14 protein-coding genes are annotated in these 13,767 nt (G+C 72.1%); 1 reads left to right on the top strand and 13 read right to left on the bottom strand.

The window, feature by feature from the left end:
* Window positions 1-19: 19 nt before the first annotated feature.
* Window positions 20-1,264, bottom strand: a complete 1,245-nt coding sequence (locus EDC02_RS02840) for a glycosyltransferase 87 family protein (protein WP_123600604.1) — start codon at window positions 1,262-1,264, stop codon at window positions 20-22.
* Window positions 1,265-1,295: 31 nt separating this feature from the next.
* Here EDC02_RS02840 and EDC02_RS02835 point away from each other — a divergent pair, with 31 nt between their 5' ends.
* Window positions 1,296-1,874 (top strand): GNAT family N-acetyltransferase, encoded by a 579-nt coding sequence (locus EDC02_RS02835; protein WP_123600603.1) that lies wholly within the window; start codon window positions 1,296-1,298, stop codon window positions 1,872-1,874.
* A gap of 50 nt (window positions 1,875-1,924) precedes the next feature.
* On the opposite strand, the gene dapB is transcribed toward EDC02_RS02835, so the two are convergent.
* From dapB to EDC02_RS02775, 12 genes are all read right to left on the bottom strand, one after another.
* The gene (dapB, locus tag EDC02_RS02830; RefSeq protein WP_255500578.1) at window positions 1,925-2,689 is read right to left on the bottom strand and encodes a 4-hydroxy-tetrahydrodipicolinate reductase; all 765 of its coding nucleotides are present in this window, start codon (window positions 2,687-2,689) and stop codon (window positions 1,925-1,927) included.
* A gap of 112 nt (window positions 2,690-2,801) precedes the next feature.
* A complete protein-coding gene (locus EDC02_RS02825) occupies window positions 2,802-4,151 on the bottom strand; it encodes a pitrilysin family protein (RefSeq protein WP_123600602.1) in 1,350 nt (449 codons plus the stop codon).
* 11 nt (window positions 4,152-4,162) lie between these two features.
* Complete coding sequence (locus tag EDC02_RS02820; RefSeq protein WP_123604433.1) at window positions 4,163-6,508, bottom strand: polyribonucleotide nucleotidyltransferase; 2,346 nt, start codon at window positions 6,506-6,508, stop codon at window positions 4,163-4,165.
* A gap of 237 nt (window positions 6,509-6,745) precedes the next feature.
* Window positions 6,746-7,015 (bottom strand): 30S ribosomal protein S15, encoded by a 270-nt coding sequence (gene rpsO / locus EDC02_RS02815; protein ID WP_123600601.1) that lies wholly within the window; start codon window positions 7,013-7,015, stop codon window positions 6,746-6,748.
* Window positions 7,016-7,241: 226 nt separating this feature from the next.
* Window positions 7,242-8,204: a bifunctional riboflavin kinase/FAD synthetase gene (locus tag EDC02_RS02810; protein ID WP_123604432.1), complete on the bottom strand. Its 963-nt coding sequence runs from the start codon at window positions 8,202-8,204 to the stop codon at window positions 7,242-7,244.
* A 62-nt stretch (window positions 8,205-8,266) separates the two neighbouring features.
* Complete coding sequence (truB, locus tag EDC02_RS02805; protein WP_233606330.1) at window positions 8,267-9,109, bottom strand: tRNA pseudouridine(55) synthase TruB; 843 nt, start codon at window positions 9,107-9,109, stop codon at window positions 8,267-8,269.
* Between the two features lie 80 nt (window positions 9,110-9,189).
* A complete protein-coding gene (locus tag EDC02_RS02800; RefSeq protein WP_233606329.1) occupies window positions 9,190-10,476 on the bottom strand; it encodes an MATE family efflux transporter in 1,287 nt (428 codons plus the stop codon).
* A 537-nt stretch (window positions 10,477-11,013) separates the two neighbouring features.
* Window positions 11,014-11,232, bottom strand: a complete 219-nt coding sequence (locus EDC02_RS02795; protein WP_123600599.1) for a DUF6186 family protein — start codon at window positions 11,230-11,232, stop codon at window positions 11,014-11,016.
* Window positions 11,229-11,636 (bottom strand): hypothetical protein, encoded by a 408-nt coding sequence (locus tag EDC02_RS02790; RefSeq protein ID WP_123600598.1) that lies wholly within the window; start codon window positions 11,634-11,636, stop codon window positions 11,229-11,231. The genes EDC02_RS02795 and EDC02_RS02790 overlap by 4 nt, the downstream gene beginning before the upstream one ends.
* A 121-nt stretch (window positions 11,637-11,757) precedes the next feature.
* Window positions 11,758-12,762 carry a bifunctional oligoribonuclease/PAP phosphatase NrnA gene (locus tag EDC02_RS02785; protein ID WP_370461510.1) on the bottom strand — a complete coding sequence of 335 codons (1,005 nt, stop codon included), beginning with the start codon at window positions 12,760-12,762 and terminating at the stop codon, window positions 11,758-11,760.
* Between the two features lie 29 nt (window positions 12,763-12,791).
* On the bottom strand, window positions 12,792-13,325 hold the full coding sequence (rbfA, locus tag EDC02_RS02780; RefSeq protein WP_123600596.1) for a 30S ribosome-binding factor RbfA: 534 nt from the start codon (window positions 13,323-13,325) through the stop codon (window positions 12,792-12,794).
* Between the two features lie 100 nt (window positions 13,326-13,425).
* On the bottom strand, window positions 13,426-13,719 hold the full coding sequence (locus tag EDC02_RS02775; protein WP_123604430.1) for a DUF503 domain-containing protein: 294 nt from the start codon (window positions 13,717-13,719) through the stop codon (window positions 13,426-13,428).
* Window positions 13,720-13,767 lie beyond the last annotated feature (48 nt).

Below are 13,767 nucleotides of genomic sequence, written 5' to 3'. Positions count from 1 at the left end.
GTCTTGACGTGCGTCAGCCTCACCTCGATGTGATCGGTCGACCGCTGGCCGGCGCCGGCCAGCGGACGGACCGGTCCAGTTCGCGTACCGGCAGGAACAGCAGGAGGCCGAGGCTGACCCACACGTACGCGTTGCTGCCCACGAAGCCGGCCAGGTTGGCGGCGTCGGACTCGCGCCAGATCCACACCAGCCGGCTGATCAGCAGCAGATAGCCGACCGTGGCGAAGCCGAGCAGCGCCCGGCGCCGCCGGCTGCCCCGCGACGCGGCGAGCCCGTTGTCCACCAGCAGGATCAGCGCCGGCAGCAACCACACCAGATGATGCACCCAGGTGACCGGGCTGACCAGGCAGCCGACCACGCCGGTCAACGCCAGCCCGGTCGCCTCGTCACCGGCGGCGACCGCACGGCGGCACCGCCACGCCCACCAGATCAACGTGACCAGCACCAGCACCAGCCAGGCGACGGTGCTCGGATGCAGCGGATCGATCCGGGCGACGACCCCGCGCAGCGACTGGTTGGAGACGAAGTCCAGCGCACCGACCCGGTCGGTGTTCCACAGCGCCTGCGTCCAGAACTCCCGGGACGCGTCCGGCGCGACCGCCGCCGCGACCAGGGTCGCCACGGTCGCCGTACCGGCGGCGGTGACCGCCGCCCGCCACCGCCGGGTGACCAGCAGGTAGACGATGAAGATGCCCGGGGTCAGCTTGATCGCCGTGGCCAGGCCGACCCCGACCCCGGCGAACCGGCGCCAGCGCGGCGGCACCGGCGACCCGGCCGCGACCAGCCACAGCAGGTCGGCCGCGACCAGGACCAGCAGCAGCGTGTTGACCTGGCCGAAGTTCACCGTCTCACGCATCGGCTCGTACGCGGCCACCAGGCAGACGGCGACCGCGAAGGCGAACCAGCGGGTCCAGCCCTCGCGGCGGGAGATCGGGTCGACCAGCCACCACAGCACCAGCGCACTGGTCACCACGGCGAGCGTCACGCTCACCACGATCGCCAGATGCCACGGCAGGACCGCCATCGGCGACATCACCAGCGCGGCGAACGGCGGGTAGGTGAACCCGTACTGGCTGAACGGCTTCATGTGGTCGTAGAGTTCGCCGCCGTCGCGCAGCCAGTGGTGCATCGCCCCGTAGTAGACCTTGAGGTCGAAGAAGCCGTGCCGTTCGGCGGCGACGGCGAGGAAGCCGGCGACGACGACCGCGAGCACCGCGACGATCGCCACCCGCCGACCGGTGCCCCCGGCGGCCCGCTGCGGCATGGCCGCCCCCCTGTCCGTACGCTGACCACTCATGGCGCTCGGATATGTCCGTCCTGCCCGACCGGGCGACGCTGGTGAGATCGCCCGCATCCAGTTGACCACCTGGCGGGTCGCCTACCGGCGGCTGCTGCCCCGCCAGGTGCTCGACGAGGTGGACGAGGGCTGGCTGGCGCAGCGGTGGGACGCCGCGATCAACGATCCGCCGTCGCAGCGGCACCGGGTGCTGGTCGCCGTCGAGCAGGCCGAGCAATCCTATCTGGTGGGCTTCACCGCGTCCGGTCCGGCCGACGAGCAGGCCCTGGCTCCCGAGGAACCGGCCGAGGCGCTCGGTGACCGGGTCGCCGCCGTCACCGACCTGCTGGTCGAGCCGCGCTGGGGCCGGCGGGGACACGGCAGCCGACTGCTCGCCGCCGCCGTGGACCTGTGGCGCACCGACGGCTTCGACACTGCGGTCGCCTGGGCGTACGAACGGGACCCGGCGACCCGCAAGTTCCTCGGCTCAGCCGGCTGGGAGCCGGACGGGGCGACGCGGGCGTTGGACGTGGCCGACATGCTGGTGCCGCAGCTGCGGCTGCACGTGGCGGTCCCACCGGCCGCCGAAGAACAGTGACCCGGCCAGCCGAGGAGTAGTTGTTCGGCCAGCCGGGCACCCACCAGGGCTCAGTCGAGCAGGCTGTCCAGCCCGACGGTCAACCCGGGGCGGCGCGTCACCGCCCGTACCGCCAGCAGCACCCCCGGCATGAACGACGCACGGTCGTAGGAGTCGTGCCGGATCGTCAGGGTCTCCCCCGCCGTGCCGAACAGCACCTCCTGGTGCGCGACCAGACCGGCGGCCCGTACCGAGTGCACCCGGATCCCGTCGATGTCCGCGCCCCGCGCGCCGGGCACCTCGGCGGTGGTGGCGTCCGGCATCGCGGCCGACCCGGCGGCGGCCCGGGCCGCCGCGATCACCCGCGCGGTGTGCCCGGCGGTGCCGCTGGGCGCGTCCACCTTGGCCGAGTGGTGCTGCTCGATGATCTCGACGGACTCGAAGTGCCGCGCCGCCTTCGCCGCGAACTGCATCATCAGCACCGCGCCGATGCCGAAGTTGGGGGCGATCACCACGCCGATCTCGGGCCTGTCGGTCAGCCAGGAGCGGACCTGGTCGAGGCGCTGATCGGTGAACCCGCTGGTCCCCACGACCACGTTGATCCCCTGGTCGACGCACCAGCGCAGGTTGTCCATCACCGCGTCGGGGTTGGTGAAGTCGACGACCACCTCGGCGGCGGCGTCCGAGGCGTCGGACAGCCGGTCGCCCTCGTCGATCGTGGCGACGAGGGCGAGTCCGTCGGCCCCCTCGACCGCCCGGCAGACCTGCACGCCCATCCGGCCGCGGGCCCCGAGCACGCCGACCCGGACCGGTGCGGCGGACGACCGGGCGGCCACCCCGGACCTACCCGGGGAAACTGTCACATTCGTACCGTCTTCGCTCACCGGCACAACCTATCCCACCGGCGGGGACTGCGGTCCGGCCAGCGCCCTACCCCACCGGCGAGGACTACCGGCCGGCCAACGTCGCGGACTCCACCGGGCCGATCACCGCCAGGGACATCGGTCGGGTGAGCAGCTCGGCGGCGACCGCGCCGACCTGTTCGGCGGTCACCGCCGCCACCCGACCCAGCAGCTGGTCCACGGTCAGCTGCTCGCCGTAGAGCAGCTCCCCCTTGGCCAGCCGGCCCATCCGGGATCCGGTGTCCTCCAGCCCCAGCACGTACCCGCCCCGGCTCATTCCCTTGCCCCGGGCCAGCTCGTCGGAGCTCACCCCGTGCTCGACGACCGCCGCCAGCTCCGCCCGGACCAGCTCCAGCACCTCGTCGACCCGGCTCGGCGCACATCCGGCGTAGACGGCGAAGGTCCCGCCGTCGGCGTACTGGCTGGCGTACGAGTAGACCGAGTAGGCGAGCCCACGGCGTTCCCGTACCTCCTGGAACAGCCGGCTGGACATGCCGCCACCGAGGACGTTGTTCAGCACGCCGAGCGCGAACCGGCGGTCGTCGCCGCGACTGATACCCGGGCCACCAAGCACCAGATGCGCCTGCTCTGTCTCCTTGCGGCGCAGCATCACCCGGGGCCGGCGGGTGCGTACCGCCGGGGTGGCCGGGCGCAGCGGCGCCGGAGCACCGGGCCGCTCGGCGTCCAACGGACTGCCCCGCAGCGCGGCCCGTACCTGGCGGACCACCGCCCGGTGGTCGAGGTTGCCAGCGGCGGCGATCACCATCGCCCCCGGGGTGTAGCGACGCCGGTAGAAGTCGTGGATCTGCCGGCGGGTCAACGCCGAGATCGTCGCCTCGGTGCCGGAGATCAACCGGCCGAGCGGGTGCGGTCCGAAGACGGACTCGGCGAGCAGGTCGTGGACCTCGTCGTCGGGCTCGTCGTCGTGCATGGCGATCTCTTCGAGGATCACGCCACGTTCGGTCTCCACGTCGGCCGGGTCGATCACCGAGTTGGCCACCAGGTCACAGACGACGTCAACGGCCAGTGGCAGGTCCTCGTCGAGGACCCGGGCGTAGTAGCAGGTGTACTCCTTGGTGGTGAACGCGTTCGTCTCGCCGCCCACGGCCTCGATCTGCGAGGAGATCTCCCAGGCGGTACGTCGCTTCGTCCCCTTGAACAGCAAATGTTCCAGAAAGTGCGAGGCACCGGATCGGGCCGGGGTCTCGTCGCGCGAGCCGACCCCGACCCACACGCCGAAGGAGACGCTGCGCATCGCCGGAATCGCCTCGGTGATCACCCGCAGCCCGTTGGGCAGCACGGTACGGCGTACCGTGCCGCCCAACGGGTCGGCGGTAAGTGTCCGGGTCACCGGCCGGGACAGGCCCCGGCCGGTGACCGGTTCGGTCCTGGCCATCTCGGCCGGCGTCAGCTGTGCCGGTTACGTCGGCGGCGCTCGCCGCCCTCGCCGCCGTCGCCCCGGCTGGGGCCCCGGTCGGCGCGGTCGCGGTCACCACGGTCACGCGGCCCACGGTCGCCACGGTCGCGGCCACCGGGACGCTCGCCGCCGTCGGACGCGGCCGGCGCCTCGGCACCCTCCGGACGGACCTTGTCCAGGTAGATCTTGCCGCGGGCGTCGATGTCGGCGATCTGCACCTCGACCTTGTCGCCGACGTTGAGGTGGTCCTCGACCCGCTCGACCCGCTTGCCGTCGCCCACCTTGGAGATGTGCAGCAGGCCGTCGCGGCCGGGCAGCAGCGAGATGAACGCGCCGAACGCGGCGGTCTTGACGACCGTGCCGAGGAACTTGTCGCCGAGCTTCGGCAGGGTCGGGTTGGCGATCGCGTTGATCCGCTCGACGGCGGCCTCGGCGGCCGGCCCGTTGGTGGCGCCGACGTAGATGGTGCCGTCGTCCTCGATCGAGATGTCCGCGCCGGTCTCGTCCTGGATCGCGTTGATGGTCTGGCCCTTCGGGCCGATCACCATGCCGATCTTGTCGACCGGGATCTTCACCGTGGTCACCCGGGGGGCGTGCTCGCTCATCGCGGCCGGGCCCTCGATCGCCTGGCGCATGACCTCCAGGATCGTCATCCGGGCCTCGCGGGCCTGCTGCAGGGCACCGACCAGCACGTCGGACGGAATGCCGTCGAGCTTGGTGTCCAGCTGCAGCGCCGTGACGAACTCCGGCGTACCGGCCACCTTGAAGTCCATGTCGCCGAACGCATCCTCGGCACCGAGGATGTCGGTCAGCGTCACGTAGCGGGTCTGCCCGTCGACCTCGTCGGAGATCAGGCCCATCGCGATCCCGGCCACCGGTGCCTTCAGCGGCACCCCGGCCGACAGCAGCGCCAGGGTCGAGGCGCAGACCGAGCCCATGCTCGTCGAGCCGTTGGAGCCGAGCGCCTCGGAGACCTGACGGATCGCGTACGGGAACTCCTCGCGCGTCGGCAGCACCGGCAGCAGGGCCCGCTCGGCGAGCGCGCCGTGGCCGATCTCGCGCCGCTTCGGCGAACCGACCCGGCCGGTCTCACCGGTGGAGTACGGCGGGAAGTTGTAGTTGTGCATGTAGCGCTTGGATTTCTCCGGCGAGAGGGTGTCCAGCATCTGCTCCAGCCGGAGCATGTTCAGCGTGCTGACCCCGAGGATCTGCGTCTCACCGCGCTCGAACAGCGCCGAACCGTGCACCCGGGGCAGCACCCCGACCTCGGCGGTGAGCGGGCGGATGTCGCGGGGTCCACGACCGTCGATGCGTACCTGCTCGCGCAGCACCCGGGCCCGCACCTCGGACTTGGTCAACGACCGGAAGGCCGCACCGATCTCCTTCTCCCGGCCCTCGAAACGCTCGACGAGCTCGCCGGCCACCTTGACCTTGATCCGGTCCAGCGCGTCCTCACGCTCCGCCTTGACGGCGATCTTCAACGCCTCGGCGACCTCGTCACGGCCGGCGGCCACGACCGCGTCGTAGACGTCGTCACCGTAGTCGAGGAAGACCGGGAACTCGGCGATCGGCTTCGCCGCCACCTCGGCCAGCTCGCTCTGCGCCCGGCACAGCTCGCGGATGGCCGGCTTGGCCGCTTCCAGCCCACTGGCCACCACGTCCTCGGTGGGGGCGGTGGCACCGCCGGCTATCAGCCCGAGCGCGTGCGGGGTGGCTTCGGCCTCGACCATCATGATCGCGACGTCGCCGTCGGGCAGCGCCCGGCCAGCGACCACCATGTCGAAGGTGGCGCGGGCCAGCTCCTCCAAGGTCGGGAAGGCCACCCACGCGCCGTCGACGTGGGCGATCCGGGTCGCCCCGATCGGCCCGGAGAACGGCAGGCCGGACAGCTTGGTGGACATCGACGCCGCGTTGATCGCGATCACGTCGTACGGGTGGGCCGGGTCCAGCGCCATGATGGTGGCGACCACCTGGACCTCGTTACGCAGGCCCTTGGCGAACGTCGGGCGCAGCGGCCGGTCGGTCAGCCGGCAGGTGAGGATCGCCTCCTCGCTGGGCCGGCCCTCGCGGCGGAAGAACGATCCGGGAATCCGCCCGGCGGCGTACATCCGCTCCTCGACGTCGACGGTGAGCGGGAAGAAGTCGAGGTGCTCACGCGGCTGCTTGCTGGCGGTGGTCGCGGAGAGCACCACGGTGTCGCCCAGCTGGGCGATCACCGAGCCGGCGGCCTGGCGGGCCAGCCGACCGGCGGAGAAGGTGATCTCGCGGGTGCCGAAGGCCCCGTTGTCGATCACGGCGGTACTGCGTTGGGTGCCGAGAGTGTGCTGCTCGGTCATGGTCGGGTCGCGCTCCTTTACGCGTCGTGGGGCCACGACCTCGGGGAGCTGCCCAACCGGCCGGTCATCGATCGAAGCGCCCGGGGGAGCCGGCCTGATGGCCGGCTGGCCCGGGGGCCACTACCGAGGACCGGTACGTTGACCGGCTCCCTTCGACGGGTGGGTCGTGGTGCCCGGTGTCGAATGGTGGTGACGCGGCGCGGCGGGGCCGCGGACGGCCCCCGCCGCGCCGCTACGTCACCGCCGCAGGCCGAGCCGCTCGATGAGCGACCGGTAGCGGTTGATGTCCTTCTTCTGCAGGTAGTTGAGCAGCCGGCGGCGCCGGCCGACCAGCAACAGCAGACCACGACGGCTGTGGTGGTCTTGCTTGTGCACCTTGAGGTGCCCGGTGAGGTCGGCGATCCGCTTGGTGAGCACCGCGACCTGGACCTCCGGCGAACCGGTGTCCGCGTCGGCGGTGGCGTACTCTTCGCGGATCTTGCGCTTGGCTTCCTGGTCGAGCGCCATGGTCTCCCTGAATCTGTGTGGGGTCGTCCCTCGCCTCGCACCCGCGGCGTCGTGCAGGCAGGCGAGACGAATCGTCGGTGGTCCGACGCTGCGTTCAGGCTACCAGCCGGCCGGAACGGTGGCCGGCAAGGCCACGGTGCGTCGGATCGCCGCTGCCCACCGGGGTCGCCGACGCCGGGTCAGGCCCCGCTCGGCGGCCCGCGCCGGGCCCCACTCCCCGGCTCGGTCAGACCCCGAGCACCGTCCGGACCTGAGCGACGTCCTCGTTCATCTGAGTGACCAACGGACCGACCCCGTCGAAGCGGCGGGTCTCCCGCAACCGGGCGACGAAGTCGATCGCCACCTGCTCTCCGTAGATGTCCCGGTCGAAGTCGAGGACGTACGCCTCCACCCGGCGGTCACGGCCGGCGAAGGTGGGGTTGGTGCCGATGGACGCCGCAGCCGGCAGCCCGGGGCCTCCTCCGCTGAGCCCGTCCGGGCGGACCGGGCCGTCCGAGCGCACCAGCCGGGCCGCGTAGATGCCGTCCGCCGGCACCGCCGCGTACCGCGGGGTGAGCAGGTTCGCGGTGGGGAAGCCGATCTCCCGGCCACGCCGGTCGCCGCGGACCACCACCCCTTCGAGCCGGTGCGGCCGGCCGAGCGCGGCGGCGGCGGCGGTCACGTCCCCGGCGTCGATACAGGACCGGATGTACGTCGACGAGAAGACCGTGCCGCTGTCGGTGACCAGGCTGGCGTCCTCCACGGCGAACCCGAACCGGCGACCGAGCCGCGCCAGCAGCGCGACGTCCCCGGTGGCCCGGTGCCCGAACCGGAAGTTCTCCCCCACCACCACCACGGCGGCGTGCAGATGCTCGACCAGCAGGTCGTGGACGAACTGCTCGGCGGTCAGCCGGGAGAACTCGACGGTGAACGGCAGTACGCAGAGCACGTCCACGCCGAGCGCTTCGATCAGCTCGGCCTTGCGGGCCGGGCCGCTGAGTACCGCCGGATGGCTACCGGGCCGCACCACCTCCGCCGGATGCGGGTCGAAGGTCACCACCACAGACTGGATACCGAGGTCACGGGCCCGCTTGACGGCGTGCCCGATGGTTGCCTGATGCCCGCGGTGGATGCCGTCGAACACCCCGATGGTGACCACCGCGCGGCCCCAGCCGCCACTGGCCGCCTCGACTCCCCGCCACCGCTGCATGATGCCTCCCGCCTGTGCCGCCAAGGTTTGCCCAACCGGGTGACCGGCCGGGTTCGATGCTGTCACGCGGGCGCGAGCACGATCTCCGCCCGGGCCCGGCCGTCACGTTCCGACACCACCGCGAGCAGTTCGCCGTCCCGGGCGTAGACCGCGTACGGCCCGGGTCGCCCGACCGGTGCGATCGGGCCGCCGTGGCCGAGCACCCGCGCCTCCTCCGCGCCGACCTCGCGGCCGGTGAGGAAGCGGCTGGCGGCGGTCGCCATGGGCAACTGCACCACGTCCGGTGCCCGGTCCTCAAGCTCGGCCAGGGTCGCGGCTTCGGCCGCGGTGAACCCACCGACCGCGGTCCGGCGCAGCGCGGTGAGGTGCCCGCCGACGCCGAGCGCGGCCCCCAGGTCCCGGGCGATGGCCCGGATGTACGTGCCGGACGAGCAGGACACCTCGACGTCGACGTCGACGCTGCCGTCGGTCGGCGGGTGGACGGCGACCGGGTCGAGGCGGGAGATGGTCACCCGGCGGGCGGCCAGCTCGACCTGCTCACCGGAGCGGACCCGCCGGTACGCCCGCTGTCCGTTGATCTTGATAGCGCTGACCGCGCTGGGCACCTGGTCGATCTCCCCGGTCAGCGCGGACAGCCCGGCCCGGATCCGCTCCTCGGTGACACCGTCCACCGGTGACCGGCCGGTGACCTCCCCCTCGGCGTCGTCGGTCACCGTCGACACGCCGAGCCGGATGGTCGCCGTGTAGGTCTTTCCGACGCCGATCACGTAGGTGAGCAGCCGGGTGGCCCGGTTCACCGCGACCACCAGCACGCCGGTCGCCATCGGGTCCAGGGTGCCGCCGTGGCCCACCCGCCGGGTGCCGGCCAGCCGTCGGATCCGGGCGACGACGTCGTGCGAGGTCATCCCGGCCGGCTTGTCGACCACGATCAGTCCGTGCGTACTCACGACTGCCAAGCCTGCCAGATCCCGATGCGCCGTGGCGATCAGGTCCGGCCGGCCGGCACGCCGAGTACCGTCCACCGCGGCGACCTCAGCCGGTGGACCAGCCCGACCAGCCGGACCAGCATGAACACCGCCAGCCCGGCCCAGATGCCGGCGAGGCCGAGGTCGAGCAGGTAGCCGGCCCAGATGACCGGCAGGAATCCACCGAACGCGCCACCGATCGTGAGGTTACGCAGGTAACGCAGATCACCCGCCCCGATGAAGACTCCGTCAAGAGCGAAGACCACCCCGGCCACCGGCTGCAACGCCACGAACCACGGCCAGATGACCATCGCCTGGTCGTGCACCCCGGGGTCGGGGCTGAACCAGCCGGGAATCACCGGAGCGCCGACGGTGAACAGTGCCGCGAATCCGACGCCGGCGAGGAGGCCGAACAGCACCAGCCGGCGGGCGAGCAGCCGGGCGCCCGCCGCGTCACCGGCGCCCAACGCCGCGCCGACCAGCGACTGCCCGGCGATCGCCAGCGCGTCCATCGCCAGCGCGGTGAAGAACCACAGCTGGATGGCGATCTGGTGGGCGCCGACCTGGACGGTGCCGTACCGGGCCGCGACCGCGGTGGCGGACAGGAAGCTCACCTGGAACGCGGCGCCTCGGATCAGCAGGTCACGTCCGACGGTGAGGTGGGTCAGCAGGAGGTGCGGCCGGGGGCGCAGCGGTGCCCCGGCCGTCGCCAGCGCCCGGACGAAGAGCAGACCGCCCAGGGTCTGCGCGACGACGTTGGCCACCGCAGACCCGGTCAGCCCCAGTCCCAGCGGGTAGACCAGCACCGGGCAGAGCACGGCGGAGACGACGTTCGCCGCCAGCACGTACCGCACCGGACGGCGGGTCTCCTGCACACCGCGCATCCAGCCGTTGCCGGCGGCGGCCAGCAGCAGACCCGGCGCGCCCCAGGCGGCGATCCGCAGCCACTGCTCGGCGGCGTCGGCGACCGAGCCGTGCGCCCCGGCGAGCCCAGCGGTGATCGGACCGGCCAGGATCTGCAGCGCCACGGCGAGCAGCAGTCCGGCGCACACTCCGAGCCAGGACGCCTGGACCCCCTCGGCCAGCGCGGCGGTGCGGTCACCGGCGCCGTAACGGCGGGCGGCGCGGCCGGTGGTGCCGTACGCCGCGACGGTGCCGAGCCAGGCGGCCACCGACATCACCGTGCCACCCACCGCGACGGCGGCGAGGGCCACCGGCCCGAGGCGGCCGACGACGGCGGTGTCGACGAGGACGTAGATCGGCTCGGCCGCCAGCACCACAAAGGCGGGCAGTGCCAGGCGCACGATCCGTCGGGTGGAGGCCGACCGTGGTTCGGCTCCCGGGCCTGGTTCGGACGCCGAGCCTGGTTCGGACGCCGAGCCTGGCGGTGGAGACGGTGGCGCGGTGCCGGAGGTGGCCATCGACGTACAGCGTGACAGCCGATTGGTAAGGAGCGCTATTGCCTAGATCACTTACCTAGGCGGATCACCGCACACCGATGCGACGGACGACACCGACCCAGGCCGCGCGATTCGTGCGACGGCGCGGCCGGACGCGACCCACAGACGTTACTGGCGGGTGTCCATCGACATCTGCAATGCCCGGCGGGCCTGCTCGCGCGCTTCGTTGACGGATTCGGGCTTGGGCTTGCTGGGCATGACGCCACGACCTTCCCACAGGTTGACACCGGATTGCCGACGACGGCACCTCCGGGATCACCGGGGCCGCGACCAGGCGGACAGGCGGCGGGCAGGTGTGGCCCGCACCACACCCAAATTATCGTTCAGGTCCACATCCTGCGCACTGTTCCCACAATGCGAGAATGATACATTCGATCATCTCGATCACCGCGCGAAGAAGTGCCAGCCGACCCACCACCAGAATCCGAAGACCCCGATCCGGCCCACCGGCACCCTGCCCACCTCGTACTGCATCACGTACGCGCAGACGTCACCGAACGTCGGAATCCGCGAGCCCGGCCGCCGGGCGAGCACCTCCAGCAGCCCGAACAACGCCAGCGCGACGACGAAACCGCCGATCACCGCCGCCCGGGTGGCGCTCATCGCCGCACCAGCACCCAGAACGCGGCCAGCCAGCCGAAGTACGCCGCCGACCGGGCCGCCTGCCCGTCCAGCACCGGATCGGCCAGCTTGGAGAAGGTCGGGAAATCGTCGGTCGAGCCCATCGCGAACGTGGCGCCCTCGACGACGGTGAACATCGCGACCGGCACGATCCACCACACCGCACCGTCACCGAGTCGACGTGGGGTCGGCCGCCGGGGCACCCGGTGCGACAGACCGAACCAGATCAGCGCCCCGCCGGTGCCGATGGTGTACAGGTTCGCCGCCGTCGAGAACGACGGCAACTGCCCGCCCACCAGCGACAGTACGGCAATGACCGGGATCGAGACGATCGGTCGGTCCCAGGCCCGCGGCACCTCTGCGGTGAGCTCAGACGACTGCTCCATCACCCGATTGTCCCTGGTCGGTGACGACGAGTGAAGTGTCTGTGTGGGCAGCCGGGGCCCGGTCGGCGCGACCCGGCAAACGTGGACACCGGCCCGCGCCCGGGTCAGCGGTCGGGGTCACTCAGCCAAGCTGGGCGCGGATGGCGGCGATGACCTCGTCGGCGCTACCGACGCCGGTGAAGCCGGCGGCGAGCCGATGCCCACCGCCGCCGAGCGCCACCGCCACCGCACTCACGTCGACGCCGCCCTTACTACGCATCGAGACCGCCCATCCGGTCTCGCTCACCTGCTTGAGCACGCAGCTCACATCCGCCTCGACCGTGCACCGGACCGAATCGATCAACGCCTCCAGCACGTACGGCGGCTGGTCGTAACGTTCCAGATCGGCCAGGGTGGCATGGGTCCAGACGAGACCCTGGCCGCCGGCTGCCGCCGGCTCCAGGACGCTACGTTGCAGCACCGCGCCGAAGAGCTGGACCGCCCCGAACGGTCGGCTGTCGAAGACCCGCCGGGAGACCTCGGCCGGGCTGATGCCGGTGGCCAGCAACCGGGCGGCGAACTGGTGCACCGCCGGGGTGGTCATGTCGAACCGGAACGACCCGGTGTCGGTGATCAGCGCGATGTAGAGACACTCGGCGATCTCCCGGTCCAACGGTACGCCGAGCCGGCCGAGCAGTTGGTCGACCACCACCGAGGTGGCCGCCGCGGTCGGGTCCACCAGATGGATACCGCCGAACCGGGTGTTGGAGGCGTGGTGGTCGACCACGATCGCCGTCCGGGCCGTCATCCGATCGGCGAGGGTGTTCAGCCGGGACGCGCTCGCCACGTCGAAGCAGAGCGCCAGATCCGGATCGGCCCACGCCTCGTCCGGCTGGACCAGCAGGTGGGAGCCGGGCATTCCGCGCAGGGAGGGCGGCAACTCCTGGTTGCCGGGAAACGCGGCCTGCACCGTGCAGCGGCCGAGCCGGGTCAGGCCCAGCCCGAAGCCGAGCATGCTGCCGAGCGCGTCACCGTCGGGGTTGACGTGGCACAGCAGCAGGACCCGTCCGCCCGGCGGGACCGCCCGGACCGCGGCGACCGCCGCCGCCCACTCGTCCCCGGTCGGCCCGGCCGCCTGATCGGCGATCGGCGGGCCGGCCGGGGACGGAACGCTGATCATCGGGGTCGCCCGTCCGGGTAGGGCTGGCCGGACCCGGCTGCGTCGGCGGTCGCCGCGCCCCTCGGGGCCCCGTCCGGCGCGTCCTCGTCGTCCGCTGCGTCCTCGTCGTCATCCGACTCGGCCCGGTACGGCTGGGCGTCACCGGCGTACTCGGCGTTCGCCGCCAGCCGCTGCACCTCGGCGTCGGCGCTGCGGGCCGCAGCGAGCAGATCGTCGATGTGCTTGGCGTGCTCCTGCACGTCGTCGAGGACGAAGGTGAGCGTCGGTGAGTGGCGCAGCCCGAGCGCCTTGCCGACCGTGCTGCGCAGCAGCCCGTTCGCGCTGTCCAACGCCGCCCTGGTGCCGGCCTGGGCGGCGGCGTCACCGAGGACCGTGTAGAAGACCGTCGCGTCGCGCAGATCAGCGGTGATCCGCGCGTCGGTGATGGTGATCATGCCGAGTCTGGGGTCCTTGATCTGGGTACGCACTACCGAAGCCACCAGCTCGCGCACGCGCTCCGCGTGCCTGCGCACCCGCGCCGGGTCCGTCATCTCTACCTCCGCGGTGTCCGGTCAACGTGTCGACCCTACCTGTGCGCCGTACGCCGGACCGGTCGGTGCGCATCCGTGCCGGACCGGTCCGTGTCAAGGATCAGTCGTCTGCGCCGTAGAGCCGGCGCCGGACGGAGAGCAGCTCGATCTCGGGCCGACCGGCCACCGTCCGTTCGCAGTTGTCCAGTACCTCGCGTACATGCGCCGCGTCGGCCGCGACCACGGCCACCGCGATCTCCGCCCGGCCGTGCCGGTCGAGCGCGCCGACCTCGGCGGCGGAGACCTCGAATCGGCGCAATGCGGCGACGATCGGGCGTACGTAGGAACGTTTCGCCTTCAGCGACTGGGAGTCGCCGGGCAGCAGCATGTCGAAGATGGCGGTTCCGGTGAACATCGTCCCGAAGGATACGCGGTGACCGGCGGACTCGACCGGCACCCGACG

Origin of the sequence: Micromonospora sp. Llam0 (genome assembly GCF_003751085.1) — a bacterium.
Classification (GTDB): Bacteria; Actinomycetota; Actinomycetes; order Mycobacteriales; family Micromonosporaceae; genus Micromonospora_E.
The sequence above is the reverse complement of the archived record's forward strand: the minus strand, read 5'-3'. Positions and strand labels throughout refer to the sequence as shown.

Excerpts from the sequence above, each read along its gene's own strand:
- EDC02_RS02840 (WP_123600604.1), bottom strand. The coding sequence starts at position 1,264 with ATGCCGCAGCGGGCCGCCGGGGGCACCGGTCGGCGGGTGGCGATCGTC.
- EDC02_RS02825 (WP_123600602.1), bottom strand. The coding sequence starts at position 4,151 with ATGGCCAGGACCGAACCGGTCACCGGCCGGGGCCTGTCCCGGCCGGTG.
- EDC02_RS02775 (WP_123604430.1), bottom strand. The coding sequence starts at position 13,719 with ATGTTCACCGGAACCGCCATCTTCGACATGCTGCTGCCCGGCGACTCC.
- EDC02_RS02820 (WP_123604433.1), bottom strand. The coding sequence starts at position 6,508 with ATGACCGAGCAGCACACTCTCGGCACCCAACGCAGTACCGCCGTGATC.
- rpsO (WP_123600601.1), bottom strand. The coding sequence starts at position 7,015 with ATGGCGCTCGACCAGGAAGCCAAGCGCAAGATCCGCGAAGAGTACGCC.
- EDC02_RS02835 (WP_123600603.1), top strand. The coding sequence starts at position 1,296 with ATGGCGCTCGGATATGTCCGTCCTGCCCGACCGGGCGACGCTGGTGAG.
- EDC02_RS02810 (WP_123604432.1), bottom strand. The coding sequence starts at position 8,204 with ATGCAGCGGTGGCGGGGAGTCGAGGCGGCCAGTGGCGGCTGGGGCCGC.
- rbfA (WP_123600596.1), bottom strand. The coding sequence starts at position 13,325 with ATGACGGACCCGGCGCGGGTGCGCAGGCACGCGGAGCGCGTGCGCGAG.
- EDC02_RS02795 (WP_123600599.1), bottom strand. The coding sequence starts at position 11,232 with ATGAGCGCCACCCGGGCGGCGGTGATCGGCGGTTTCGTCGTCGCGCTG.
- EDC02_RS02790 (WP_123600598.1), bottom strand. The coding sequence starts at position 11,636 with ATGGAGCAGTCGTCTGAGCTCACCGCAGAGGTGCCGCGGGCCTGGGAC.
- truB (WP_233606330.1), bottom strand. The coding sequence starts at position 9,109 with ATGACCTCGCACGACGTCGTCGCCCGGATCCGACGGCTGGCCGGCACC.